The organism is Mesorhizobium sp. B2-4-1 (genome assembly GCF_006442185.1).
Lineage (GTDB): Bacteria > Pseudomonadota > Alphaproteobacteria > Rhizobiales > Rhizobiaceae > Mesorhizobium.
The window spans coordinates 40,996-65,378 of the sequence record NZ_VFVN01000012.1; the positions used below are offsets into that span (position 1 = coordinate 40,996).

22 protein-coding genes are annotated in these 24,383 nt (G+C 64.0%); 2 read left to right on the top strand and 20 right to left on the bottom strand.

Going from position 1 to position 24,383, the window contains the following annotated elements; genetic code table 11:
* Nucleotides 1–19: 19 nt before the first annotated feature.
* The 6 genes from FJ949_RS25445 to FJ949_RS25470 all read right to left on the bottom strand — a co-directional run bounded on the left by FJ949_RS25445 (nucleotide 20) and on the right by FJ949_RS25470 (nucleotide 5,395).
* Nucleotides 20–2,284, bottom strand: a complete 2,265-nt coding sequence (locus FJ949_RS25445; RefSeq protein WP_140500258.1) for a transglycosylase domain-containing protein — start codon at nucleotides 2,282–2,284, stop codon at nucleotides 20–22.
* A gap of 137 nt (nucleotides 2,285–2,421) precedes the next feature.
* Nucleotides 2,422–2,568: a hypothetical protein gene (locus FJ949_RS25450; protein WP_140500260.1), complete on the bottom strand. Its 147-nt coding sequence runs from the start codon at nucleotides 2,566–2,568 to the stop codon at nucleotides 2,422–2,424.
* Between the two features lie 23 nt (nucleotides 2,569–2,591).
* Nucleotides 2,592–2,846 (bottom strand): GlsB/YeaQ/YmgE family stress response membrane protein, encoded by a 255-nt coding sequence (locus tag FJ949_RS25455; protein ID WP_140500262.1) that lies wholly within the window; start codon nucleotides 2,844–2,846, stop codon nucleotides 2,592–2,594.
* 110 nt (nucleotides 2,847–2,956) lie between these two features.
* On the bottom strand, nucleotides 2,957–3,160 hold the full coding sequence (locus FJ949_RS25460) for a hypothetical protein (protein ID WP_140500264.1): 204 nt from the start codon (nucleotides 3,158–3,160) through the stop codon (nucleotides 2,957–2,959).
* An 83-nt stretch (nucleotides 3,161–3,243) separates the two neighbouring features.
* On the bottom strand, nucleotides 3,244–3,864 hold the full coding sequence (locus tag FJ949_RS25465; RefSeq protein ID WP_140500266.1) for a ribonuclease D: 621 nt from the start codon (nucleotides 3,862–3,864) through the stop codon (nucleotides 3,244–3,246).
* A gap of 148 nt (nucleotides 3,865–4,012) precedes the next feature.
* Complete coding sequence (locus FJ949_RS25470; protein WP_140500268.1) at nucleotides 4,013–5,395, bottom strand: M20/M25/M40 family metallo-hydrolase; 1,383 nt, start codon at nucleotides 5,393–5,395, stop codon at nucleotides 4,013–4,015.
* 474 nt (nucleotides 5,396–5,869) lie between these two features.
* Between FJ949_RS25470 and polA the strand changes: the two genes are divergently transcribed.
* Nucleotides 5,870–8,821: a DNA polymerase I gene (gene polA / locus FJ949_RS25475; protein ID WP_181172120.1), complete on the top strand. Its 2,952-nt coding sequence runs from the start codon at nucleotides 5,870–5,872 to the stop codon at nucleotides 8,819–8,821.
* A gap of 39 nt (nucleotides 8,822–8,860) precedes the next feature.
* Here the strand turns inward: polA and FJ949_RS25480 are convergent, their stop codons facing one another.
* From FJ949_RS25480 to FJ949_RS25515, 8 genes are all read right to left on the bottom strand, one after another.
* On the bottom strand, nucleotides 8,861–9,265 hold the full coding sequence (locus FJ949_RS25480) for a Fur family transcriptional regulator (protein WP_140500273.1): 405 nt from the start codon (nucleotides 9,263–9,265) through the stop codon (nucleotides 8,861–8,863).
* Between the two features lie 183 nt (nucleotides 9,266–9,448).
* Nucleotides 9,449–10,495 (bottom strand): L-glyceraldehyde 3-phosphate reductase, encoded by a 1,047-nt coding sequence (gene mgrA / locus FJ949_RS25485; protein ID WP_140500275.1) that lies wholly within the window; start codon nucleotides 10,493–10,495, stop codon nucleotides 9,449–9,451.
* 133 nt (nucleotides 10,496–10,628) lie between these two features.
* On the bottom strand, nucleotides 10,629–11,771 hold the full coding sequence (locus FJ949_RS25490) for a Gfo/Idh/MocA family oxidoreductase (RefSeq protein WP_140500277.1): 1,143 nt from the start codon (nucleotides 11,769–11,771) through the stop codon (nucleotides 10,629–10,631).
* Between the two features lie 11 nt (nucleotides 11,772–11,782).
* Entirely contained in the window at nucleotides 11,783–12,529 is a 747-nt protein-coding gene (locus tag FJ949_RS25495; protein WP_140500279.1) for a sugar phosphate isomerase/epimerase, read from the bottom strand.
* Nucleotides 12,530–12,568: 39 nt separating this feature from the next.
* Nucleotides 12,569–13,669 (bottom strand): sn-glycerol-3-phosphate ABC transporter ATP-binding protein UgpC, encoded by a 1,101-nt coding sequence (gene ugpC, locus FJ949_RS25500; protein WP_181165360.1) that lies wholly within the window; start codon nucleotides 13,667–13,669, stop codon nucleotides 12,569–12,571.
* A complete protein-coding gene (locus tag FJ949_RS25505) occupies nucleotides 13,669–14,562 on the bottom strand; it encodes a carbohydrate ABC transporter permease (RefSeq protein WP_224618053.1) in 894 nt (297 codons plus the stop codon). The genes ugpC and FJ949_RS25505 overlap by 1 nt, the downstream gene beginning before the upstream one ends.
* A 34-nt stretch (nucleotides 14,563–14,596) precedes the next feature.
* Nucleotides 14,597–15,490 (bottom strand): sugar ABC transporter permease, encoded by an 894-nt coding sequence (locus FJ949_RS25510; RefSeq protein WP_140500283.1) that lies wholly within the window; start codon nucleotides 15,488–15,490, stop codon nucleotides 14,597–14,599.
* Nucleotides 15,491–15,589: 99 nt separating this feature from the next.
* Nucleotides 15,590–16,828, bottom strand: a complete 1,239-nt coding sequence (locus tag FJ949_RS25515) for an ABC transporter substrate-binding protein (protein ID WP_140500285.1) — start codon at nucleotides 16,826–16,828, stop codon at nucleotides 15,590–15,592.
* A 403-nt stretch (nucleotides 16,829–17,231) separates the two neighbouring features.
* Between FJ949_RS25515 and FJ949_RS25520 the strand changes: the two genes are divergently transcribed.
* Nucleotides 17,232–18,275 (top strand): LacI family transcriptional regulator, encoded by a 1,044-nt coding sequence (locus tag FJ949_RS25520; RefSeq protein ID WP_140500287.1) that lies wholly within the window; start codon nucleotides 17,232–17,234, stop codon nucleotides 18,273–18,275.
* Between the two features lie 102 nt (nucleotides 18,276–18,377).
* Here the strand turns inward: FJ949_RS25520 and gndA are convergent, their stop codons facing one another.
* The 6 genes from gndA to FJ949_RS25550 all read right to left on the bottom strand — a co-directional run bounded on the left by gndA (nucleotide 18,378) and on the right by FJ949_RS25550 (nucleotide 24,231).
* Nucleotides 18,378–19,826 (bottom strand): NADP-dependent phosphogluconate dehydrogenase, encoded by a 1,449-nt coding sequence (gene gndA, locus FJ949_RS25525; RefSeq protein WP_281405498.1) that lies wholly within the window; start codon nucleotides 19,824–19,826, stop codon nucleotides 18,378–18,380.
* Nucleotides 19,827–19,941: 115 nt separating this feature from the next.
* A complete protein-coding gene (locus FJ949_RS25530; RefSeq protein WP_224646447.1) occupies nucleotides 19,942–21,546 on the bottom strand; it encodes a copper resistance CopC/CopD family protein in 1,605 nt (534 codons plus the stop codon).
* Nucleotides 21,547–21,631: 85 nt separating this feature from the next.
* Nucleotides 21,632–22,150, bottom strand: a complete 519-nt coding sequence (locus FJ949_RS25535) for a YcnI family protein (RefSeq protein ID WP_140500293.1) — start codon at nucleotides 22,148–22,150, stop codon at nucleotides 21,632–21,634.
* A gap of 38 nt (nucleotides 22,151–22,188) precedes the next feature.
* On the bottom strand, nucleotides 22,189–22,731 hold the full coding sequence (locus tag FJ949_RS25540; protein WP_140500295.1) for a copper chaperone PCu(A)C: 543 nt from the start codon (nucleotides 22,729–22,731) through the stop codon (nucleotides 22,189–22,191).
* 102 nt (nucleotides 22,732–22,833) lie between these two features.
* The gene (locus FJ949_RS25545; protein WP_140500463.1) at nucleotides 22,834–23,190 is read right to left on the bottom strand and encodes a DUF2946 family protein; all 357 of its coding nucleotides are present in this window, start codon (nucleotides 23,188–23,190) and stop codon (nucleotides 22,834–22,836) included.
* A 138-nt stretch (nucleotides 23,191–23,328) separates the two neighbouring features.
* Entirely contained in the window at nucleotides 23,329–24,231 is a 903-nt protein-coding gene (locus FJ949_RS25550) for a GntR family transcriptional regulator (protein ID WP_140500297.1), read from the bottom strand.
* Nucleotides 24,232–24,383 lie beyond the last annotated feature (152 nt).

The window sequence follows — 24,383 nt, forward strand, 5'->3', positions numbered from 1 at the left end:
GGCGAGAGGCGAGTTGCCGCTAGCCTCCGCCGAGAATGTCGAGGATCGACGTCTGCCGCTTCTTGAGCGGACCGCCGACACTGCCCGGCGGCACCGGATGTCCGACCGAGGCGGTGGTTCCGGAGTCGCCCGGCATATCGAAACCGTCGGCGTCGACCGTCTGGGCCGGGCGGGGCGCGCGAACCGGCGCTGGCTGCGCCGCGACGGCAGCGGGCGCCGACTGGCCGACAGGCGCTTGCGGCTTCGGAGCCGGCTGTGTCGCATCGGCCGACGGGATTTCGTCCGGCACGATCCTATCGGCCGGCGTCGATTTCCAGGTACCAGGCAGCGGCCGCACGGGCACGCCCTCATGCGCGGCGACCATGAACTCGTGCCAGGCCTGCGCCGGCAGCGCGCCGCCGGTGACCTTCTTCATCGGGCTGCCGTCGTCATTGCCGAACCATACGCCGGTGGTGAGATTGGCGGTGTAGCCGACGAACCAGGCGTCGCGCGAATTCTGGCTGGTGCCGGTCTTGCCGGCCGACGGCCAGGTGAAGGCCGCCTTCCTGGCCGTGCCGATCTCCACCGTCCCGGTCATCATCGAGTTCATCATGCCGACGATCTCGGGCTTCACCACGCGCGGCGCGCTGCCGCTGCCGGCGTCGTACAGCACCTTGCCCTCGGCTGATGTCACGCGGCGGATGAAATGGATGTCCGGCTTGTAGCCGCCATTGGCGAAAGGCACATAGGCCGAGGTCAGCTCCAGCGGCGTCACTTCCGACGTGCCTAGCGCGATCGAGGTGTTGGCCTGCAGATCGGACTGGATGCCCATGCGATGCGCCGCCTCGACCACTGCGTCCGGCCCCACTTCCATGGTCAGCTGGGCCGCCACCGAGTTCAGCGACTTCGCCAAGGCGGTTGCCAGCGTCACCTTCCCGAAATACTTGCCGCCGTAATTGTCGGGTGTCCATTTGCCGATCTTGATCGGCGCATCGTTGCGCACGCTGTCGGGCGTGCGGCCGGCCTCGAGGGCGGCCATGTAGACGAACGGCTTGAACGCCGAACCGGGCTGCCGGCGCGCTTCCGAGGCGCGGTCGAACTGGCTGGTCGAATAATCGTAGCCGCCGACCATGGCACGCACCGCGCCCGAATCGTCGATCGACACCAGCGCGCCCTGGGTGACGTTGAGCTTCTTGCCGCTTTCATCGATCAGCCGGCGGATCGATTGTTCCGCGAGCTTCTGCAGGTTCAGGTCGACGGTGGAATCGATGACGATGTCGCCGCGCACGTCGCCGATCAGATCGGGCAGCTCTTCCATGATGGTGTCGGCGACGTAGTTTTCCGAGCCTGTCCAGTAGGACGGCGCGCGCGTCGCCGGCGCGCTCATCGCCGTGGTCAGTTCCTTGGCGCTGATCTTGCCTTCGTCGCGCATGGCGGCGAGCACCAGCTGCGCGCGGTCCTCGGCGGCCTTGGGATCGCGCGCCGGCGACAGTCGCGACGGCGCCTTCAGGAGACCGGCAAGCAGCGCCGCCTCCGACAAGGTGACATCGCGCGCGCTCTTGCCGAAATAACGGCGCGAGGCCGCTTCGACGCCATAGGCGCCCGAGCCGAAATAGACCCGGTTGAGGTACATTTCGAGGATCTGGTCCTTGGTGTGCTTGTGCTCCAGCCACAGCGCCAGCAGCACCTCCTGCACCTTGCGCTCCAACGTCCGGTCTGGCGTCAGGAACAAGTTCTTGGCCAGTTGCTGCGTCAGCGTCGAACCGCCTTGCGAGAAATGCCCGCCGGCGAGATTGGCGACCATGGCGCGCGACAGGCCGATCGGGTCGACGCCGAAATGCGAATAGAAGCGGCGGTCCTCGATGGCGATGACCGCCTCGGGGATGTAGGGCGACATTTCGTGCAGGCCGACCGCCTCGCCGCCGCTCATGCCGCGATTGGCGAGCAGTTGGCCGTCGGCGGAGACGATCTTGATATTGGGCGCGCGATCGGGGATCGACCAGGTCGTGGCCGCCGGCATCTTGGCACCGTAGTAGACGACGACGCCGGCCACGGCGATGCCGCCCCAGATGGCCAGCACGAAGCACCAGTAGACCAGCCGGCCGAGCACGCCGAACAGGCCGCGCCGGCTCCTGCCGCGCCTGGCACGCGACGATTTTGCCTTTGGCGGTTTGCGCTTGGCGGAGGCTTTGCGGTTGCTGGGCACGACGCGGTCCTCCTCGCTCACCGAAAGACCTGTCTGGGATCTCGCTTGTGGCGGTCCCTCGAAACTGGGTTCGATGCGGCTGTCTCTGCGGTTCGCCATGCGCTGCGCTTGATATCCCGATGCCTATGGCGTTCGGGTTGCAGAGTAGATGCGGCGGTTTAAAGGCGGGTTAAATCCGGCAGGCAGCGATAGTCAGGCGTGGGGAGCAATGCGGAGCCGGCAAGCCCGGGCTCCGTTCAGTTCTGCTGGATCGAGATGCCCTTGTCGTCGATCTTGAGCTCCACGCCTTTCGGCTTGGTCTGTTCGCGGTAGACGTAGACGCCGAGCGCGATGACCACGACGACGAGCGCGCCAATGACGAGATAAAGCGTATTCTGTTTCATGGCGCGCTCCTCGGTGCCCGGCCTCAGGCTCGCTTCAGGACCCTGACCAGGATCAGCAGGATGATGGCGCCGATCGTGGCGTGGATGATCGAGGCGAGGATGCCGCCGCCGATGGACAAGCCGATCCGCGGGAACAGCCAGCCCGCGATGAACGCGCCGATGATGCCGACGATGATGTTGCCGATCAAGCCGAAGCCGAAACCGGAGACGATGAGACCGGCGAGCCAGCCGGCGATGGCACCGATGATGATGAAGACGAGCAGGCTTTCGACGCCCATGGCGATTTCCCTCCGAGCAAGAGGCGAGCGCGGAGCGGAAAGCCCCGAATCGGCCTCGATATCAACGGCTTCAGGCTATGCGAAAGCCGCCGCCCTCGCCAGCGGCCTGCTCATTGGTCGCCGTCGTCGCTCCCGGCGGGCCGCCAGCTCATCGGCTCGACCTTCTTCTGCGTATCGCTGTCGATGTAGACCCACCAGCCGCCGTCCCGGTATTGCGCGATGGATTCGTTGAGCACGCCGTCGCCGTCCTTCCAGGTCACGGTGACCTTGGAACCGTCGGTGGGCGCGGTCGATATGGGCTTCCTGTCCGCCATGTCATCCCTCTTTTCGAGCCGACGGAACACGACGGCCGGCATCTGGTCCCGGACGGAACATCGGCGGCAGCGCCGCGACGCCGTCAGCTATGAGCGAAAATATCCTCTTCGTCCCAGCCCATGAGGTCAAGCTTGGCGCGTGTCGGCAGGAAGCGGAAACAGGCGTCGGCCTCTTTCGTGCGATCCTCGCGCGCCAGCCGCGCCGCCAGCACGTCGCGCAGCCGGTGCAGATAGAGCACGTCGGATGCGGCGTATTCGAGTTGTTCGGGCGACAGCGTTTCGGCCGCCCAGTCCGACGATTGCTGCGCCTTGGACAGGCCGACGCCCAGAAGCTCGAAGCAGATGTCTTTGAGACCATGCCGGTCGGTGTAGGTGCGGGTCAGCCGCGAGGCGATCTTGGTGCAGAATACCGGCTCGGGCATCACACCGAACGCATGGTAGAGCACGGCGAGGTCGAAGCGCCCATAGTGGAACAGCTTGGTCACGCTGTGGTTTCCCAAGAGCTTGACGAGGTTCGGCGCTTCCTTTTGGCCCGGCGCGATCTGGATCACGTCGGCGCTGCCGTCGCCGGGTGAAATCTGCACCACGCACAACCGGTCGCGATGCGGGTTCAGGCCCAGCGTTTCCGTATCGATGGCAACCGCCCCGACATTGTAGCGGGACAGGTCGGGCAGATCGTTTTTGTGGAAACGGATATCGCTCATCGTCTTCTCCGGGGTCGCGCTTTCGGCATCGCGCATCCATCGAGCGGACGCGCGCGCTCCAGCACGTTGCGCTGGCAACCCGTCCTTGCCGTGATCGGTGGAAAAATCAACATAAACTTGATTTTCCCGCCTTTCGTGAGTTCCCGGCTCAGCGCGTCAGCGCGTCCAGAATGCGTGCCCAGGAGCGCTGGCCCTTGTGGAACGAACTCAACTCATACTTTTCGTTGGGCGAGTGGATGCGGTCGTCGTCGAGGCCGAAACCGACCAGCAGCGATTCCATGCCGAGATAGGTCTGGAAATCGCCGACCACGGGGATCGAGCCGCCGCTGCCGATCGTCACCGCCGGCTTCGGCCATTCGTCCGACAGCGCCGTCTTGGCCTTGGCCAGGAACGGCGAGTCGTAGGAAAGCTGGATCGCCGGCGAGCCACCATGCGGGTGGAACTCCACCGAACAGTCGGCCGGAATGCGCTCCCTGACGAATTGCTGGAAGGCGGCGCGGATCTTCTTGGGATCCTGCTTGTGGACGAGGCGGAAAGATACTTTCGCCGAGGCCTGCGCCGCAATCACTGTTTTGAAGCCCTTGCCGGTATAGCCGCCGGTGATGCCGTTGAACTCGGCCGTCGGCCGTGCCCAGGTGAGTTCCAGCAGCGAGCGGCCCTTTTCGCCCGACGGAATCGACAGGCCGACGGGGCCAAGGAACGTCTCGGCCGTTTCGCCCAGCGTTTCCCATGATTTCAGGATCTGCGACGGCGTTTCCTCGACGCCGTCATAGAAGCCCGGGATGGTGATATGGCCGTCCTTGTCGTGAATGTCGGCCAGCACCTTTGCCAGGATGCGGATCGGGTTGGCAGCGGCGCCGCCATAGAGACCCGAATGCAGGTCGCGGTCGGCGGCCTTCACGATGATCTCCTCGCCAACCAGCCCGCGCAGCCCCACGCAGATCGACGGCGTGTCGCGGTCCCACATGCTGGTATCGCAGACCAGCGCGAAATCGGCCTTGAGTTCATCGGCATTGGCTTCGAGGAAGGGCTTCAGCGACGGCGAGCCCGACTCCTCCTCGCCCTCGAACAGGATGGTGATGCGGCACGGCAGATTGCCATGCACCTGCTTCCAGGCCCGGCAAGCCTCGACGAAGGTCATCAACTGACCCTTGTCGTCGGCCGAGCCGCGCCCGGTGATCACCTTGTGGCCGGGCTCGATCTCCTTGACCGCCGGCGCGAACGGGTCGTTTTCCCAAAGCTCGATCGGATCGACCGGCTGTACGTCATAGTGGCCATAGAACAGCACATGCGGTGAACCGGCCGGCCCATCATGATGCGCAACCACCATCGGGTGGCCGGGCGTGTCGCGGACGCTGGCGTCGAAGCCGATCACCTTGAGTTCTTCCACCAGCCATTCGGCCGCCTTGCGGCAATCGGCGGCATAGGCCGGATCGGTGGAGATCGACCTGATCCGGAGCAGGCCGAACAGGCGCTCCAGGCTCTGGTCGAGATTCTTGTCGAGACGGTCGAGAACGGGGGAAATTGACATTGATGAGCCTTTCGATTCAGTGCCGGAACCCTAAAGGCAGAGCGGACAAACGAAAAGCCCGGGACCATTGGACCACGGGCTCCAAGCGCGTATTCGAACAAAAAAGACCGCCGTGGTGGAGGGGGAACCACGGCGGCCCTTCTACTCGAAACGATGCGGCAGCCCGGAGAGGGGGGATAGGCTGCCGCAGGTGTCCGGGATAGGCGGGGGACGGGCCTTGCTCCGGACGTCGGCGAAAATTGCCGATGCCATTTATCTGTGTCCTCGAACGTGGCGATTCAAGGGCACGAATATTACACTTTTGTAACATGGCCGTGAGCGGCCGTTGGACGGACGGAGCCAGGCAGTCCCGCGGACGAAAATAATGCCGATTTCACCTCTTTCCAACCAACCTGTCGCCTGCCTGTCAGGGTGTTGCTGGAAGCGCTGCCTTTGGCATGGACCAAGCCGCCGCGCCGCGCTATCCCTGCCGGCATGAAAAAAGGCGATCATCTCTTTCTTGTCGACGGCTCCGGCTACATCTTCCGTGCCTATCATGCGCTGCCGCCGCTGACCCGCAAGTCCGACGGCCTGCCGGTCGGCGCCGTGTCCGGCTTCTGCAACATGCTTTGGAAGCTGATGCAGGATGCCCGCAACACCGATGTCGGCATCGTGCCGACGCATTTCGCCGTCATTTTCGACTATTCGTCGAAGACGTTCCGCAACGACCTCTATCCCGAATACAAGGCCAACCGTTCGGCGCCGCCGGAAGACCTGATCCCGCAATTCGGCCTCATCCGCCAGGCGACCAGGGCGTTCAACCTGCCCTGCCTCGAGATGGAAGGGTTCGAGGCCGACGACCTCATCGCCACCTATTGCCGTCTGGCCTGCGAGGCCGGCGGCGACACCACCATCATCTCCTCCGACAAGGACCTGATGCAGTTGGTCGGCCCGACGGTGAGCATGTACGATCCGATGAAGGATCGCCAGATCGGCATTCCCGAGGTCATCGAGAAATGGGGCGTGCCGCCGGAGAAGATGATCGACCTGCAGGCATTGACCGGCGATTCCGTCGACAATGTTCCCGGCGTGCCGGGTATCGGGCCGAAGACCGCGGCGCAACTGCTCGAACAGTTCGGCGACCTCGACGGACTGCTTGAGCGCGCCGGCGAGATCAAGCAGGAGAAACGACGCGAATCCATCATCGCCAATGCCGACAAGGCGCGCATCTCGCGCCAGCTGGTGACGTTGAAGAACGATGTGCCGGTGGCCGAGGGGCTGGACGAGTTCGTCCTGCACGCGCCGGACGGGCCGAAGCTGATCGGCTTCCTCAAGACCATGGAATTCTCTTCGCTGACCCGCCGCGTGGCGGAAACGACGGGAACCGAGGCAAGCGACGTCCAGGCGATCGCTGTGACGGTCGAACGCGCCGACTCCGCGCATGGGCCGGATGTCGGCGCCGGCGCGCTGGTCGCGCCCAGCGCCGAGGCGAAGCAGGACGGCGAGACGGCCCTGGCCGCAGCCGGCGGCACCAAGGAGGGCAACACCCCCTCGCTTCTGTCGGCGCTTCGCCTGGAGGCCGCCACCGCCCGCAAGATCGACATTTCAGCCTATCAGTGCATCCGCGACGTCGCCAACCTGAAGGCCTGGGTCGCCGAGGCGCTGGAGACCGGCATCGTCGCCTTCGATGCCCGCGCGACGTCGCCCGATCCGATGCAGGCCGAACTGATCGGCTTGTCGCTGGCGACGGCGCCAGGTCGCGCCGCCTATGTGCCGTTCGCCCACAGGAGCGGAAATGGCGACCTGCTCGGCGGTGGTCCGATCGACAACCAGATCCCGCTGCGCGAGGCGCTGGCCGTGCTGAAACCGCTGCTCGAGGACAAGTCTGTCCTCAAGATCGCGCAGAACCTGAAATACGATCTCGTCATCATGAGCCGCTACGGTATCGACGTAGGCCCCTTCGACGACACCATGCTGATCTCCTACGTGCTCGATGCCGGCACCTCGCATGGCCACGGCATGGACGCGCTTGCCGAGAAATGGCTGGGCCATAGTCCGCTTCAGCTCAAGGACGTGACCGGCTCCGGGAAAAATTCCGTCGGCTTCGACCAGGTCGACGTCGACAAGGCGACCGCCCACGCGGCCGAGGACGCCGATGTGACGCTCAGGCTCTGGCTGGTGCTGAAGCCGCGGCTCGCCGCCAAGGGCCTGGTGTCGGTCTATGAGCGGCTGGAACGGCCGCTGGTGCCGGTGCTGGCGCGCATGGAACAGCGCGGCATCTCGGTCGACCGGCAGATCCTGTCGCGGCTGTCGGGCGAACTGGCCCAGGGCGCAGCCCGGCTCGAGGAAGAAATCTACCAGCTCGTCGGCGAGCGCATCAACATCGGCTCGCCCAAGCAGCTCGGCGATATCCTGTTCGGCCGCATGGGTCTGCCCGGCGGCTCCAAGACCAAGACCGGCCAATGGTCGACCTCGGCGCAGCTTCTGGAAGACCTCGCCGCCGAAGGCCACGAACTGCCGCGCAAGATCGTCGACTGGCGCCAGCTGACCAAGCTGAAATCGACCTACACCGATGCGCTGCCCGGCTTCGTCAACCCGGACACCAAGCGGGTCCACACCTCTTACGCGCTCGCCGCGACGACGACGGGGCGCCTGTCATCCTCCGACCCGAACCTGCAGAACATCCCGGTGCGCACCGCCGAAGGCCGCAGGATCAGAACGGCCTTCATCGCCGACAAGGGCAACCGCCTGGTTTCGGCCGACTACAGCCAGATCGAATTGCGCGTGCTCGCCCATGTCGCCGAGATCCCGCAATTGCGGCAGGCCTTCGCCGACGGCGCCGACATCCACGCCATCACGGCCTCGGAAATGTTCAACGTGCCCGTGGAGGGCATGCCTTCGGAAGTGCGCCGCCGCGCCAAGGCGATCAACTTCGGCATCATCTACGGCATCTCGGCTTTCGGCCTTGCCAACCAGCTGTCGATCCCGCGCGAGGAGGCCAGCAACTACATCAAAAAATATTTCGAGCGCTTCCCCGGCATCCGCGACTATATCGAAGAGACCAAGGCCTATGCCCGCGAGCACGGTTTCGTCGAAACCATCTTCGGCCGCCGCATCCACTACCCCGAGATCCGGTCTTCCAATCCCTCGATCCGCGCCTTCAACGAGCGCGCCTCGATCAACGCGCGCCTGCAAGGCACCGCCGCCGACATCATCCGCCGCGCCATGGTGCGCATGGACGAGGCGCTGGAGAAGGCCAGGCTTTCGGCCCGCATGCTCTTGCAGGTGCATGACGAGCTGATCTTCGAGACGATCGAGGCGGAAGTGGAGGCGACGCTCCCCGTCGTGCGCCATGTCATGGAGAACGCGGCCATGCCGGCGGTGTCGATGTCGGTGCCGCTGCATGTGGACGCTCGAGCGGCGAACAATTGGGACGAGGCGCACTAGCGCCAGGCCGGCATCACCTGAATATCGATACACCTTAGACTAGGCAGCTTGCGCCCGGCACTTGGCACATGTCCCGCGGAACTCGATCACCGCCTTCTTGGCGGCAAAGCCGGTGGAGCGCACCCATTCGTCCAGCCGGTGGCCGACATCATGGTCGGACATTTCGCTCACCTGGCCACATGTGTCGCAGATGGCGAAAGCGGTCATGGAATGGCTGTGATCGTGCGGTTCGACGCAGGCGACGAAGGAATTGAGGCTTTCCAGCCGATGCACGAAGCCGGACTTCACCAGCGTGTCGAGCGCGCGGTAGACCTGCAGCGGCGCGCGGAAACCCCGCTCGCGCAGCTGGTCAAGCAAGGTGTAGGCGCTGAGCGGCCCGCTGGCGGCCTCGAGTTTCTCGAGCACGCACAGCTGGTTCTTCGTCAGCACATCCCTTGCCGCCATGATCCTGTTTCCGACCTGCCTTGTGTCACATACAGGCCGTTTCCATATGCAAACGGCCCGTCCCATTCAGATAGCGACGAACCGCTGTCTTTGCTACTCCTCTGTTGAAACGCGCTGGCGCGGCATTCCGCAAACGACAACGGCGGGAGGGCTCCCACCGTTGTCGTTTGCCGGCTCCGATGCCTACTTCCTCGGCGGGCCGTTGCGCTCGGCCGAGGCTGCCCACAGATTGATGTCGGACTCGCGCGCATAATTGTCGATCTCGGCAAGCTCGGCGTCGCTGAAGTCGGGCGCCTCCAGCGCGCCGACACAGTCCTCCACCTGCTCCGGCCGGCTGGCGCCGATCAGCGCCGATGTCACCTTGCCCTTGCGCAGCACCCACGCCAGCGCCATCTGCGCCAACGTCTGGCCACGGCGGCCCGCGATCGCGTTCAATGCCTGTATGTTGGCGATGGTCTTGTCGTTGATGAAGGCCGGCCGCAGCGACTTGCCCTGGGAGGCACGGCTGCCCTCGGGGATGCCGCCGAGATATTTGTCGGTCAGCATGCCCTGTGCCAGCGGCGAGAACACGATCGAGCCGACGCCCAGCCCATCGAGCGTATCGAGCAGGCCATCGTCCTCGACCCAGCGGTTCAGCATCGAATAACTCGGCTGATGGATTACGCAAGGCGTGCCGAGCCGCTTCAGTATATCGGCCGCCTCGCGCGTGCGCTGCGAATTGTAGGACGAGATGCCGACATAGAGCGCCTTGCCCGCGCGCACCGCATGGTCGAGCGCGCCCATCGTCTCCTCCAGCGGCGTATCCGGATCGAAGCGGTGCGAATAGAAGATGTCGACATAGTCGAGCCCCATCCGCTTCAGGCTCTGGTCGAGGCTGGCCAGCAAATATTTGCGTCCGCCCCATTGACCGTAGGGCCCCGCCCACATCTCGTAGCCGGCCTTGGTCGAGATGATGAGTTCGTCGCGGTAGGCGGCGAAGTCGGTGCGCAGTATCTCACCGAACGCAATCTCGGCCGAGCCGGGCGGCGGCCCGTAATTGTTGGCGAGGTCGAAATGCGTGATGCCGAGGTCGAAGGCCTTGCGCACGATCGCCTGCTTGGTCCCGTGCGGCGTGTCGTTGCCGAAATTGTGCCACAGCCCCAGCGAGATCGCCGGCAGCTTCAGGCCGGACCGCCCGCAGCGGTTATAGACCATTTTTTCATAGCGGTTTTCGGCGGCGACATAGGGCATGGGGAAAATCCTCGAAGCTGGATGGATTGGGCACTGTCATCGGAACGCGACGCGCAGGCCCTGCGCCCCAACCCTTACCCTCTCCCCGCGAAAACGGGGAGAGGGTTCATCAAAATTATCGATAATCCGCGCTCTAGCTCTTCTTCGCCATCAGCGCCTTGGCTTCCTTGATGCCGAGCGCGGCTGGACGTTCGCAGGTGGTCTGCATGGCGACGAACTTGCCGGTTTCCCCCGAGCGCAGGATTCCCGTCATGACGTCGACGGCGTGCAGCGCCAGCTCCATCGAGCAGCGGTGCGGCCTGCCCTCGGAGATCGCAATCGCCATGTCGGCGAGACCGGCGGTGCGATAATTGGCCATCATGCCCTGTGAATGCATCTCATTGGGCACGCCGAACGGATGCTGCCATTTCGGCAGCTTCTTGACCGGCTTGGCCGCTTCAGTGAAGCGCACGTCGCCGCCGAAGAAGTTCGGATCCGGCACGAACACACTTCCCATCTCGCCATAGAGCTCCATCGGCGCATGGCCGTGGCTCCAGACGTCCCAGCTGGTGTTGAGCGTGATCACGGCTCCATTCTCGAACTCCAGCAGGCCGTGGATGGTGGTCGGCGTGTTGACCGGGATCCTTTCGCCCGCGCGCGGCTTCGAACTGATCGTGCGTTCCTTGGCCGGGGTTGTGGCGAAGGCCGCCACCTGCTTCACCGGTCCGATCAGCTGGATCAGATTGGTGATGTAGTACGGCCCGATGTCGAGCACGGGGCCGGCGCCCGGCTGGAAGAAGAAGTCCGGATTGGGGTGCCAGTGCTCCATGCCGTGCCCCATGACATGGCAGGTGCCGCTGGTGATCCTGCCGAGCTTGCCGGTATCGATCAGGTTGCGCACCAACTGATGCGCGCCGCCGAAGAAGGTGTCGGGTGCCGAGCCGATGCGAAGTCCCTTCTTCTCCGCCCGCTTCTTCAAGTCGAGCCCCTCCTTGACCGAAAGCACGAAGGGCTTTTCCGAATAGACATGCTTGCCCGCGTCGAGCACCTGTTTCGACACTTCGTAGTGCACGGCCGGAATGGTCAGGTTGACGATGATGTCGATGTCGTCGGCCTTGAGCAGGTCCTCGACCGTCTCGGCGCGCAGCTTGAACTCCTTCGCCCGCGCTTTCGCGGCGTCCATGTTGATATCGGCGCAAGCCCGCATCTTGATGCCGCGAAACAGCGGCGCCAGCGAGAAATATGCCTTCGAGATGTTGCCGCAGCCGATGACGCCGACGCCAAGTTTGTTTGCCATGATGCTTGTTCCTAATAGGCCGTTACGGTTGCGATCGAACGGCGGGCGAAGCGCTCGATGTCATTGGGATTGTCCTGTTCCATGATGAAATATTTGGCCGCGCTCTTGGCCCGCAGCGCCTCGATCAGGCCGGCCCAGTCGATCGTGCCGTGGCCGACATCCGACCAGCCGTCCTCGTCCAGCCCCTCGCCCGGCCTTGCCATGTCCTTGACGTGAACGGCAACGATGCGCTTGCCGTGCCTTTCGATCCAGGGCAGCGGATCGGCGCCGCCGCGCACCACCCAGGCGACATCCATCTCCCAGCCGATGTCGGGCGCTGAAGCCAGGATGTGATCCTGTGGCAGCGAGCCGTCGGCGAGTTTTTTGAACTCGAAATCATGATTGTGCCAGGCAAAGCCGTAGCCGCCCTTCTTCGCCGTCTCGCCGACCTTGGCCAGGCGCTCGCCGAAGCCGCGCCAGCCGGCAGCGTCCGAAGGCCTGGACTCAGGCATGAGAAAGGGGCAGATCAAAAGCTTGATGCCGAGCGCTTCAGCTATCCTGCGCACGCCGTCGAAATCCTTCTCCAGCGCATCGATGGAGAAATGCCCGGTCGGCATGGCAAGGCCGTTTTTGTCGAGTTGAGCGCGGAAGGCCTTGGGATCGTCATAGACGCCGCCGAAGCCTTCAACCTCTGTGTAGCCGAGCTTGCCGAGCATCTCGAGCACGCCTTCCCAGGGCTGGAAATTGCGCGCGCTGTAAAGTTGGAATGACCAGTTCATCGTCTTTGTCCGTTCTGCTTGGGGGATGGTTATCGGGCTTTAGATGCGGCTGCCGGTTTGGGCATCGAAGAGCGAGGCGCGCATCGGGTCGAAGCCCACCGTCACCGCCTCATCGTTCTTGGGCGTCCGTTCCGAGGTGACCCGGACGCTGAAATTCTGCTTTGCAAGCTTCAGCCACACCAGCGTGTCGGACCCCATCGGTTCGACCACCTCGACATTGGCCGCCGTCGAGAATGGCCAACCCGTGCCGCTGTTCAGGCTGACATGCTCGGGCCTGATGCCGAACACGGCAGGGCCGGCTTCCGGTTGCTTGTCGAAATGATAGGTGCCGAGTGGAACCTTGAGATTGTCGGCCACGAAAAACCAGTTGCCAGCGTCTTTCTCGAGCCTGCCGTCAATGAAGTTCATCGCCGGCGAACCGAGGAAGCCGGCGACGAAGCGGTTGACCGGTTTGTTATAGATGGTCTGCGGCGCGTCGAGTTGTTGGATGACGCCGCCGCGCATGACCGCGATACGGTCGGCCAGCGTCATCGCCTCGATCTGGTCATGCGTGACGTAGATCATGGTGTTCTGCAATTTGCGGTGCAAAAGCTTGATCTCGACGCGCAGTTCGGAGCGCAGCTTGGCGTCCAGGTTCGACAGTGGCTCGTCGAATAGGAACACGTCGACGTCGCGCACCAGCGCGCGCCCGATCGCCACGCGTTGACGCTGGCCGCCGGAGAGCGCCGCGGGCTTGCGCTGCAACAACGGCTCGATCTGCAGGATCTCGGCGGCGCGCGCTATGCGCTTCGCGATCTCGTCCTTGGGCACGCCCGCGACGCGCAGCCCGAAGGACAAGTTCTTCTCCACCGTCATCTGCGGATAGAGTGCGTAGGACTGGAACACCATGCCGATGCCGCGGTCCTTGGGCTCTTCCCAGGTGACGTTCTTGCCCTTGATAAAGATCCGGCCGTCCGAAATGTCGAGCAGTCCGGCGATGCAGTTGAGCAAGGTCGACTTGCCGCAACCCGAGGGTCCGAGCAGCACTATGAACTCGCCCTCGGCGACGTCGAGGTTGAGCGTCTGCAGCACCGAGACCAAGCCGAAGTTCAGCGACAGGTCCTGGATCGAAACGCTGGTGCCGTTTGCCGCCATCGACATCACCCTTTCACCGCGCCGGCGGCAATGCCGCGCACGAACAATTTGCCGGAAATGAAGTAGACGACCAGCGGCACCAGCCCGGTCAGGATGGTGGCGGCCATGTTGACATTGTATTCCTTCACCCCCTGCACCGAGTTGACGATGTTGTTGAGCTGCACCGTCATCGGATAGGTGTCGGGGCGCGTATAGACGACGCCGAACAGGAAGTCGTTCCAGATGCCGGTCACCTGCAGGATGACGGCGACGACGAAGATCGGCAGCGACATCGGCAACATGATGCGCAGATAAATGCCCCAGAAGCCGGCGCCATCGACGCGCGCAGCCCTGAACAGTTCCTCCGGCATGGAGGTGAAATAGTTGCGGAACAAGAGCGTCAGGATTGGCATGCCGAAAATGGAATGCACGATCACCAGGCCGCTCAGGCTGCCATAGAGGCCGATCTCGCGCAGGATGATGACGATCGGATAGATCATCACCTGATAGGGGATGAAGGCCCCGACGATCAGGATGACGAAGAACGTGTCGGCGCCCTTGAAGCGCCAGTTGGCCAGCGCGTAGCCGTTCACCGAGGCGATTGCGATCGACAGGATCACCGAGGGGACGGTGATGCGCACCGAGTTCCAGAAGCCGCGAGAGAGACCGTCGCAGTTAAGGCCGGTGCAGGCCTGCGACCATGCCTTGACCCACGGCTCGAACGTGATCTCGACCGGCGGCGAGAAGATGTTGCCGAGACGAATTTCCGGCATGCCCTTGAGCGAGGTGACAACCATCACATAGAGCGGCAGCAGGTAGTAGAGCGCCACCACGATGAGCGTGCCGTACAGGAAGATGTTGCGGCGCGAGAACATGTGCCGGGGCTTCGGTCCGCTCGGCCCCGAGGCATCGGCGCGAATGGCGGCGGGGGACGCGGCCAGGGAGACGGCATGATCAGACACGCTTGCGGCCCCCGAATTCGAGATAGGCCCACGGCACGATGACGATCATCACCGACAAGAGCATCATGGTCGAGGCGGCAAAACCCTGGCCGAGGTTCTGGGCGAAGAACATGTAGTCGTAGACATATTTGGCTGGCACTTCAGAGGAAATGCCGGGACCGCCGCTGGTCTGCGCGACGACGAGGTCGTAGACCTTGACGATGCCCGACGCGATGATCACCAGCGTGGTTATGAAGACCGGTCGCATCATCGGGATGATGATGAAGAGATAGGTCTTCCAGGTGGGGATGCCGTCCACCCGCGCGGCCTTCCAGATGTCCTCGTCGATGCCGCGCAGGCCGGCCAGCATCAGGCACATGATCAGCCCGGTGCCTTGCCACAGCGCGGCGATCAATATGCCGTAGATGACGATGCTCGAATTGTAGAGCGGATCGAAATTGAAGCTCGTCCAGCCGAGGTCGCGAACCACTCCCTGAATGCCGAAATCGGGATTGAGCAGCCATTGCCAGACGAGGCCGGTGACGATGAAGGAAAGCGCGAAGGGATAGAGAAAGATGGTGCGGAACGTGTCCTCGAAACGGATCTTCTGGTCGAGCAGGGCCGCAAGCAGGAAGCCGATTACCAGCGAGAAGACGAGCGACAGCACGCCGTAGATCAAGAGATTCTCGATCGAGACGAGCCAGCGCGGCGTCGCCCACAGCCGGTAGTACTGGTCGAGCCCGACGAAATGCAGCCGCGGCAGAAGCTTCGAATTGGTGAAGGAATAAAGCACCGTCCAGGCCGTGCCGCCGACAAACACCACCAGCGCGGTGAGGATCATCGGGATCGAGGCGACCTTCGCATTGAGATTGCGGAAGAGTTGGCTCGGGCGTTCGCTCTTGCTCATCGGTGCAGCCATGCTGGATCGGGTAAGGGCGGCAAGGTCAGCACGCCTCGCTCCCGGCCCTGCGGTGGCCGGGTCGGGAGCGAGACGGCTCGTCGGCGGTCAATCGGCCGAGGCGATGATGTCGGCGAAGCGCTTCTGCGCCTCTTCGAGCGTCATGTCGGGCTTGGCGAAGAACTCCGAGAACAGGTCCTCCTTCTGCTTCTGGCTGTCCTGCGAGAGCAGTTGGTCCGTCCAGGGCATGACAGCGCCCTTGGCCAGGATGTCGAGGCCCTTCTTCATGCAATCATTGGCCGCGTTGAGGTCGACGTCGCCGCGCACCGGCAGCGAGCCTTTCTTGAGATTGAAGGCGACCTGGGTCTTGGGATCGAGCAAGGTCTCGGCCAGCACTTCCTGCGCCTTGGACTTGTCGGGGTCCTTGAGCAGCGGGAAGTAGAAGGCGTCGCCGCCGGTGGCGATGACCTCGTTCAGGCCAAGCCCGGGAAGGCAGGTATAGTCCTTGCCGGCGGTCTTGCCGGCGACCTGGAATTCGCCCTGCGCCCAGTCGCCCATGATCTGGCCGCCGGCCTTGCCGGTGATGACCATGTTGGTCGCCTGGTTCCAGTCCTGGACATTGGTGTTCTTGGCCATCTTGCGCGCATCGTCGGCCGCCTTGAAGACCTTGGCGACTTCGGGACCGGCGGCGAACGTCGCATCCTTGTCCTTGTAGACCTTGAGGAAGGTGTCGGTGCCGCCCACTGCGGCGAGCAGTACGTCGAAGGCGCCCGATGCCTGCCAGGCCTGCCCGCCGACCGCGAGCGGGACGATGCCGGCCTTTTCCAGCGCCGGGGCGGCGGCGACATATTCGTTCCAGTTCTTCGGCACCGGCACGCCCGCCTTCTCGAAGGCCGCGTTCGACAGCCACAGCCACTGCCAGGAGTGAATATTGACCGGCACGCAATAGATCTTGCCGTCGATGGTACAACCGTCGAGCAGGCTCTTCGGCCGCACGACCTCGGTCCACTTGCCCTTGGTGGCGACATCGGTGAGGTCGCGCATCAGGCCTGCCTGCACCAGCTCTTCCGCCTGCCGGCCGTGATTGAACTGGGTGGCACCCATCGGGTCGCCGCCGGTGATGCGGCTGATCATGATCGGCCGCGCCGTGCCGCCGGACCCGGCGATGGCGCCGTCGACCCAGTGGTTGCCGGTTGCGTCGAAGGCCTTGGCGAGTTCGGCGACCGCCGCGGCCTCGCCGCCGGATGTCCACCAATGGGTGACTTCCAGATCGGTTGCGGCCGCCGGCCCGGCAAAATTCAACGCCACCGTCGCCGCAAGCGCGGCGGTCAGGAATTTGTATCGCATTTCGGTTTCCTCCCAGAATCTGAAACGTTACAGATTTTCGATACGGCAATTGCAAGATATGCGCAACCCTTCCCTTGAAAGTCAGTTCGATATTTTTCGAGCCGCGAACAAAATCCTTTCGGGATGGAGCCCGTTGTGCAGCGCAAGACGCAAAATCCCACATGGCAAGACAGAAAGCTCGCAAGAAGCTTGCTCCCAATGCCTTTCCTGCTGATTCCCAACGCTTTTCGGCGGCGAGCCCATGCGGACTTTCGACCTCGGCCACAGCCTGGTCGAACACCGGTCGTGACAATCTGTAACGTTTCAGTATAGGCTTGTTCAGCTAAGGAGACGCGCCATGGGAGCGACGGCGGCGATTGCCGGCCTGGCCGGCGGCTGCTAAGCGCCTGACGGGGCGGGACGAATGGACAGACGGCGCACGGACAGCGATGACGAGACGTCGGCCAGGGAGCGGCCGACGCTGAAGACGCTTGCCTTCATGACCGGGCTCGGCGTCACCACCGTGTCGCGGGCGCTGAAGGACGCGCCGGAGATCGGCGCCGAGACCAGGCGCCGCGTCCAGCTCGTGGCCAAGCAGATCGGTTACCGGCCGAACCGCGCCGGCGTGCGCCTGCGAACCGGCAAGACCAACGTCATCAGCCTCGTGCTCAACACCGAGCACGAGATCATGAGCTTTGTCTCGGACATCATCTACGGCGTCACCGAAGTCATCGCCGATACGCCCTACCATCTGATCGTCACGCCCTACTCGCGCTCACAGGATCCGCTGGATCCGGTGCGTTATCTCGTCGAGACCGGCTCCGCCGACGGCGTCATCATTTCGCGCACGCAGCCCAACGATCCAAGGGCCCGCTACATGCTGGAGCGCGGCATACCTTTTGCAACGCACGGCCGCACCGATATGGGGCTCGTGCACCCCTATCATGATTTCGACAATTACGCCTTCGCGGCCGAGGCGGTGCGCCATCTGGCCGGCCTGGGCCGGCGTCGGCTGGCCCTGGTGACGCCGCCGGTAGGCCTGACCTATCACGGCCACACCGTGAACGGCTTTGCCGACGCGCTGAGCGAAGTCGGCGCCTCGGAGGTGCCGTTCAACACCGTTTCGATCGACCACTCGATCGAGCAGATCAGGATGAGGACCGCGCAGCTGATGCGGCGCGACATCAGGCCGGACGGCATCGTCAGCAGCGCCGCGGCCGCCACGCTTGCCATTGTTGCCGGCATCGAGGACGCCGGGTTGAAACTCGGCCGCGACATCGACGTGGTGTCGAAGCAATCGTCGGAACTGCTGCATCTGTTCCGCCGGGAACTGCTGATCGTCAACGAGAACTTCCGGCTGGCCGGCTCCGAGCTCGCCCGCGCCGTGCTCGGCTGGATCGGCGGCGCGGCGCCCGGCTCGCTGCAGTCACTCAGCGCGCCGGGCGAAGTTGTGGCCTATCGCGGCTGATTGAAGCCCCGCCGCCAGAGCAATTCCCGCGTAGCTTTCCTAAGGCATTGCCCAAAAAACAAAGAGATAGAGCGGTACGCCGTTCCGCGAAACGCTGAACCGCTAGCCGGCGGCGCCGCTCCCCCAGGGTCCATGGAAGGCGCCCTTGTCATCGATACGCTCGAAGCCATGCGCACCGAAGAAATCACGCTGTGCCTGGATCAGGTTCGAGGTCCCGCGGCCCTGGCGATAGCTGTCGAAATAGGCAAGGGCCGAAGACAGCGCCGGCACCGGCGATCCGGCTTCGGAAGCCCTGGCCACGACGCGCCGCAGTGACGGATGCGCCTCCTGCATCATGGTGATGAAGGCCGGCGCCATCAGGAGATTGGTCGAAGCGCCGCCGCGGCCGAAGGCTTCGGCCATGGTGTCGAGCATCTGCGATCGGATGATGCAGCCGGCACGCCAGATCTTGGCGATGGTCGGCATCGGCAGGTTCCAGTTGAACGCCTTCGAAGCGCCGCTCATCACGGCGAAGCCTTGCGCGTAGGCTGATATCTTGCCGGCGAACAGCGCCAGTTCCAGATCCTTGAGCAGGTCTGCCTTGTCGCCCGAAATCCTGGTGACGCCGATGTTGCCATAGGCTTTTTCCGCCGCAAGCCGCTCGTCCTTGATCGATGACAGGACGCGTGCCGCCACCGCCGCCTCGATGGCGGTCGCCGGAATGCCGAGTTGCTGTGCCTCGATAACCGACCATTTGCCGGTGCCCTTCTGGCCGGCGCGGTCGAGGATGATGTCGACCACCGGCTTGCCGGTCTTGGGATCATCTGACGCCAGCACCTTGGCGGTGATCTCGATCAGGTAGGAGTTGAGCCGGCCCTTGTTCCAGCCGGCGAATACGGCGCCGATCTCCTTCGGCGCCATGCCCAGGCCGTCGCGCAGGATGCCGTAGATCTCGCCGATCATCTGCATGTCGGCATATTCGATGCCGTTGTGGATGGTCTTGACGAAATGGCCGGCGCCGTCGGTGCCGAGCCAGGCCGCGCATGGCTCGTCCTTGAACTTGGCGGAGATTGCCGTCAGCACCTTCTCGACGCGCTTCCAGGACTCCTCGGTGCCGCCGACCATGATCGACGGCCCGTGGCGCGCACCCTCCTCGCCGCCGGACACGCCCATGCCGATGAAGGTGAGGCCGGAGCCCGCCAGCTCGGAAAAGCGCCGCATCGTGTCGCGGAAATTGGCGTTGCCGGCATCGATGACGATGTCGTCATGGGACAGCACGCCGCGCAATGCGGCGATCTGTTCATCGACCGGCTTGCCGGCCAGCACCATGATGATGATCGGACGCGGCGGCCGGATCGCGGCGGCGAGTTCTTCCAGGCTGTAGCAGGGGACAACCATATCCCTGAGCGCGCCGGCATTCTCGACAAAGGCATCCGTACGCGCCTTGGTGCGATTGAACACAGCGATGCGGTGCCCGTGCTCGGCGATGTTGAGCGCCAGGTTGGAGCCCATCGTGCCAAGGCCGATCAGGCCAATTTCGGCTTTTTCCATGTTTCTTCCCTGCTTTCGGATCTTGTTTGTTCGAGCCCGCGATTGCCCGGGTTTTTGCCAAGATGCATCCTGCCAGGATGATTGACGGGCCTTCAGGCTCGCGTCAACCGCCTCGCCGAATTGTGTTGGAGAGCCATCACGGCCTGATGTCTACCGGCGCCTCGATCTTCACCATCTCGAAATCGGAGACCAGTATGTCGATGCGCGCCATCCACCGGCCAGGGACCGGGATGACGAGATCGTCGACACGCCAGCTGCCGTCGCCGGGCTTTGTCGCGGCCCGCTTCAGCGGCTCGATGCCGGAGTCCGGCTTCGACAGCACCAGCGTCACCTCCTTGGCGTCGAGCGGCCCGAAATCGCCGGTCATGATGATCATCGAGGCGGCGACCGGCCCGGCATGGCCGGGCGTGATGCTGAGGTCGGCCATCGCCTTCAGCGCGTGGATATGAACCGACACCGGCTGCGCCGCGGCAATCGCCAGCGCCCGCGGCGGCGGCGTGAAGCGCCAGCCGGCGGCAACACCGAAGATGGCGAGCACGATCAGTATTTCGACGCCGATCGAACGGGTGAGCCTGCGCCGCACTTCCGTCGCCCCCGCCTCGGCCATTGCCGTCAATCTCCAGCGGTTGACGGCGGCGAGCGTGAACAGGAAGACCAGCAGCGCAAGCTTGACCAGCAGCAGCCGGCCATAGGCGGTGTTGACCAGCGCTGCGGGTGTTTGCACCTGGATGACGGCCAGCACCACGCCCGCGGCGGCGAGCAAGGCCACCACCGGCATGATAGCGGCGGAGAACCGGCGAAGGAACGTGACGGCTTCGGCATCCTGCCGTTTTAGCGCGAGTCCGAGCGGCGCCAGCGCACCGGCCCAGAAGGCAATGCCGGCGCCGTGCAGGAACACCATCGGCCGCGTCAGCCATTGTGGCTCGGCGGCACTTGCGTGGCCGCTGGCCGCGAGCGCGAGGCCCGTTCCGGCCAGGCCGGCGAGCGCGAGGGGCCTGGCGGCCGCGCGCGGTCCGGCCAGCGACAAAAGGCCGAGCCCTAGCGCGATCAACGCGATCAACACCGTCCAGCCGAAGCTGGTGCCGAGACCGGCGGTCCAGATGGCCGGCTGCGCCATATGCGAGAGCGGTGCGCCGAGCGCATCCAGCCCTTGAAAGCCAAGCGACATGGGTGCCGCGACAAGCCCGCACAGGATTGCGGCGGCGACGCAGCGCTGTCCGGCGCGGCCACTTCGCGCCAGCCAGGCGAGAGCGAAGGCGCCGCCGACGCCGAGGAACAGGCCGATATAGAGGCAGACCTTGCCGATCCAGATCGCCGAGCGCAATTGCCAGTCGACGGCTTCGGAAACAGTCGGCGGCTGGCTCGCCGCGCCGATGGAAAACAGCAGAGAGCCGCCGACCGGATGACCATCGGCGGAAATCACTCGCCAGCTCAGCACATGCGTGCCCGATCCAAGTGCCTGCGGATCGTCGATCACGACGGTCTGGTCGCTGAGGCGGAAGGACGTCAGCGGAACGGGCGTGCCGTCGGGCTTCACCAGCGTCAGCACCAGTGGCGAGACCGGTTCGCTGAAAGTCAGCGCGAATTGCGCCGGGGCCTGCGACAGCACGGCGCCATCGGCCGGATCGGTCTTGATCAGCGCGGCGTGGGCGAAAGCCTGATTTGTCGCCGCCATGGCAATCAGCAGCACGGCCACGACCAGCAGCCCAGCAGAAACCCGGCCGATGAGCTTGCCGGCCATGCGAACCATCCTGGAAGGGAATATCACCGTCATGTCATTGCCATGAAATGCAGCGCGCTCCCGACATGGAGCGCACCGCGAGAGCTTACTTTTTCGGCGTGAGCTCGATGCCGGGCGCGGGGTTCTCCAGGGCGTCTTCGTCCTGCCCGGCCGCCGGGATTTCGATCCAGCGGTCGGCGGCGCCATCGCACTCCTGCACCACCGGGAAATAGAGTTTCTGACCCGCCGGGAGGTCTGCCGTCAGCATCGCACGGAAGACGAACTCGTCGTAGAATTCGTCCGGCAGATTGCCGCCGCTCCAATCGACCTCCTTGACGCCGTCGGCCACCGCCTGGCCGTAGAGCTGGTAGGATTTCTCGTACTTGCCCTTCTTGGTCTGCAGCGTCCAGCCGGGCTTCGGCATCGGCTTCACCGCGATCACCCCTTCCGGGATCTGCACGCGCACGGCGGTCGTCGCCTTGCCGTCACAGCCATGCGGCACCCGCAGGATGGCCTTGTAGGTCGAACCGACCGCCGCTTCCTGTGTTTCGAGCGTGACATGCGCAAAGGCGGCACTGGTCCCCAGCGCCAGAAGCGCGCCGGCCGACAAAAGATACTTGTTCATGATGGTCCCTCTGAATTCAATAGTTGTGGATGGCGCGGTCAATTGGCGTGGTCGTCCATGCCGCCGCCCATGCCTTCGACAGCGAACTCGACGTTGACGGCGCCAGCCTTTTCGAAAGTCAGCGTGGCGGCGAATTCTTCGCCCTGCTTGGGTTGCCGCTTCAGGCCGATGAACATCAGGTGATAGCCGCCGGGCGCCAGCGCCACCTTGCCGCCGGCCGGGATCTCCAGGCCGCCCACCACCGGCCGCATGGTCATGACGCCGTCCTTGACGCCCATTTCATGCAGCTCTGCCTTGTCGGAGACATCGGAGGAAATCGACAGCAGCCGGTCGGCCGCATTGCCCTTGTTGGTGATGGTGAAATAGCCGCCGGCCACCTTGGCGCCTGTGGGTGTCGCGCGCGACCAGGGATGCTCGATCTCGAGATCGCCGGCCTTGAATTCATGCGCGCAGACGGCCTGGGCACCGAAGAACAAGAGCACAAACGCCAGCACGGCAAGGCCGACACGTTCATTGAAACGGCGCGGGAATTTGGTGCGGCCGCCCGAAGGAGGCGCCGCGATATGAAAAGCTTGGGACATGGTTTGCTCCATGAATAGGGGATCGCGCCGTTGGCCGGTCGCGAACGATTCGTTCTTTGGATGAAAGCACCGGCGGAAGGTTCCGCCGAGCGTACAGCAGGCTCAGGCCGAAAGCGGCGGCGCGCGCGGGTTCGACGGCGACCGCTGGCGCGCGAAATTGAGATGCGTGGCCGCCGGAAAGATGAAAACGACGGCTTCGAACGAAAGCGAGGCCAGCGCAAGCCCGGCATCGGGTGGCGGCGCAAAGGCCGCTGAAACCATGCTGCAGCCCAGCATGCAGCATGCCGGCAGATGCGACGGATGCGGGCCGCCATCGGGAAGCTGGGCAGTGCCCTCGTGGGTGCAGATGACGTTGCCGAAGGCGTCGATTTGCGAGGCGGCCGGTCCGGTGGCGAAGGCGAATGCGCTCAGCGTCGACTGAAGCAGCAGCAGGTAGGCCGCGACAAGCGCGACCGGAATGCTCCACCGTCTCCCCTTTTTGGTCAAATGACTTGCCTGTTCAAACCATCTGCATCTTCAAGCGATCACCGGAAGATGTCTACCACGGCAGCAAGAGACGGAAAATCGGCAAATCGGTGCTGCGGCAACGCGGCGCGATCAGGGCCTCTGTGGGTGCCGGCTCTCGGGGATCGAGGTCAGCAGCGTCTGGCGCGCCGACTTCAAATGCTTGCGGCAGGCGGCATCGACCTTGCCCAGGTCGCGTGATTTGAGCGCCGCGATATAGGCCAGATGCTCGCCGATCGCGATTTCGTTGCGCTCGCGCTCCTGCGCCTTGTTCCACTGGTAGTGGTAATGGAAGATCATGGCGATGACATCATAGAAATCGACGATGAAGCGGTTGTGCGAGGCGCGGTGAATCAGCCGATGGAAGCGCTCGTCGAGCTCGGAGAATTCGTTGAAGCGCGTGGCGATGTCACGGGCGAGGCCGCGGTGTTCCTCTTCGAGATTGTCGAGATCAGCCCACACCGCGCTGTCCTGCGGCAGTGCGGTGAATGCCGATGCCGAGCGCAGCTCGAACATCTCGCGGATTTCCGTCAACTCCAGCGCGAAGGCGCGGGTGAAACCCTTCAGCACCCAATGGCTATTGCGGCGCTTCTCGATCAGGCCGAAGCGGGAGAAGCGGATCAGGAACTCGCGCACGCTGGTGGTGCCGACGCCGATCTCGCGCGCCAGTTCGAGCTCGTTGATCTGCATGCCGGCCTCGGCGCCGCCGGCGAGCAGCCTGCGCATGAACGACCGCTCGATGATCTCGGCCAGCGTGTCGGTCTCTTCCTCGGGAAAGAAATCATCGGGGCGCGTTTCGCGCAGCACCGTCTTGGCGCGCTTGTTCCAGGCGATCAATCCGGTTTCTTCCATGCGCGCAAGGATGCTGCGCACCGTGGTGCGGCTGACGCCGAGCAGCGTACCCAGCTCCGGTTCCGAAGGCAGGCTGCGCGTCTCGTCGAGCAGCCTGAGGCACCTGTTATAGGCATCCTTGTAGACGTTGTTGCTCTTCGACATGCCCTGACCCATCGCTGGCCGGCGCTTGCGGCGGCCGGCTTGAAGCGCAATATGACGTTCCTATCGCCCTCGAAAGCGGAATCGCTTTGCCGAGGGGCTCGCTTACCGGTTGCAGCGCCGCTACTCATCCAGCCGCACAGGAACTGCCGGAA

Coding starts and splice junctions, on each gene's coding strand:
- FJ949_RS25445 (WP_140500258.1), bottom strand. CDS start 2,284: ATGGCGAACCGCAGAGACAGCCGCATCGAACCCAGTTTCGAGGGACCG.
- FJ949_RS25460 (WP_140500264.1), bottom strand. CDS start 3,160: ATGGCGGACAGGAAGCCCATATCGACCGCGCCCACCGACGGTTCCAAG.
- FJ949_RS25530 (WP_224646447.1), bottom strand. CDS start 21,546: ATGGCCGGCAAGCTCATCGGCCGGGTTTCTGCTGGGCTGCTGGTCGTG.
- polA (WP_181172120.1), top strand. CDS start 5,870: ATGAAAAAAGGCGATCATCTCTTTCTTGTCGACGGCTCCGGCTACATC.
- FJ949_RS25540 (WP_140500295.1), bottom strand. CDS start 22,731: ATGTCCCAAGCTTTTCATATCGCGGCGCCTCCTTCGGGCGGCCGCACC.
- FJ949_RS25515 (WP_140500285.1), bottom strand. CDS start 16,828: ATGCGATACAAATTCCTGACCGCCGCGCTTGCGGCGACGGTGGCGTTG.
- ugpC (WP_181165360.1), bottom strand. CDS start 13,669: ATGTCGATGGCGGCAAACGGCACCAGCGTTTCGATCCAGGACCTGTCG.
- FJ949_RS25465 (WP_140500266.1), bottom strand. CDS start 3,864: ATGAGCGATATCCGTTTCCACAAAAACGATCTGCCCGACCTGTCCCGC.
- FJ949_RS25470 (WP_140500268.1), bottom strand. CDS start 5,395: ATGTCAATTTCCCCCGTTCTCGACCGTCTCGACAAGAATCTCGACCAG.
- FJ949_RS25550 (WP_140500297.1), bottom strand. CDS start 24,231: ATGTCGAAGAGCAACAACGTCTACAAGGATGCCTATAACAGGTGCCTC.
- FJ949_RS25480 (WP_140500273.1), bottom strand. CDS start 9,265: ATGGCGGCAAGGGATGTGCTGACGAAGAACCAGCTGTGCGTGCTCGAG.
- mgrA (WP_140500275.1), bottom strand. CDS start 10,495: ATGCCCTATGTCGCCGCCGAAAACCGCTATGAAAAAATGGTCTATAAC.
- FJ949_RS25455 (WP_140500262.1), bottom strand. CDS start 2,846: ATGGGCGTCGAAAGCCTGCTCGTCTTCATCATCATCGGTGCCATCGCC.
- FJ949_RS25495 (WP_140500279.1), bottom strand. CDS start 12,529: ATGAACTGGTCATTCCAACTTTACAGCGCGCGCAATTTCCAGCCCTGG.
- FJ949_RS25535 (WP_140500293.1), bottom strand. CDS start 22,150: ATGAACAAGTATCTTTTGTCGGCCGGCGCGCTTCTGGCGCTGGGGACC.
- FJ949_RS25450 (WP_140500260.1), bottom strand. CDS start 2,568: ATGAAACAGAATACGCTTTATCTCGTCATTGGCGCGCTCGTCGTCGTG.
- FJ949_RS25490 (WP_140500277.1), bottom strand. CDS start 11,771: ATGGCAAACAAACTTGGCGTCGGCGTCATCGGCTGCGGCAACATCTCG.
- FJ949_RS25510 (WP_140500283.1), bottom strand. CDS start 15,490: ATGAGCAAGAGCGAACGCCCGAGCCAACTCTTCCGCAATCTCAATGCG.
- FJ949_RS25520 (WP_140500287.1), top strand. CDS start 17,232: ATGGACAGACGGCGCACGGACAGCGATGACGAGACGTCGGCCAGGGAG.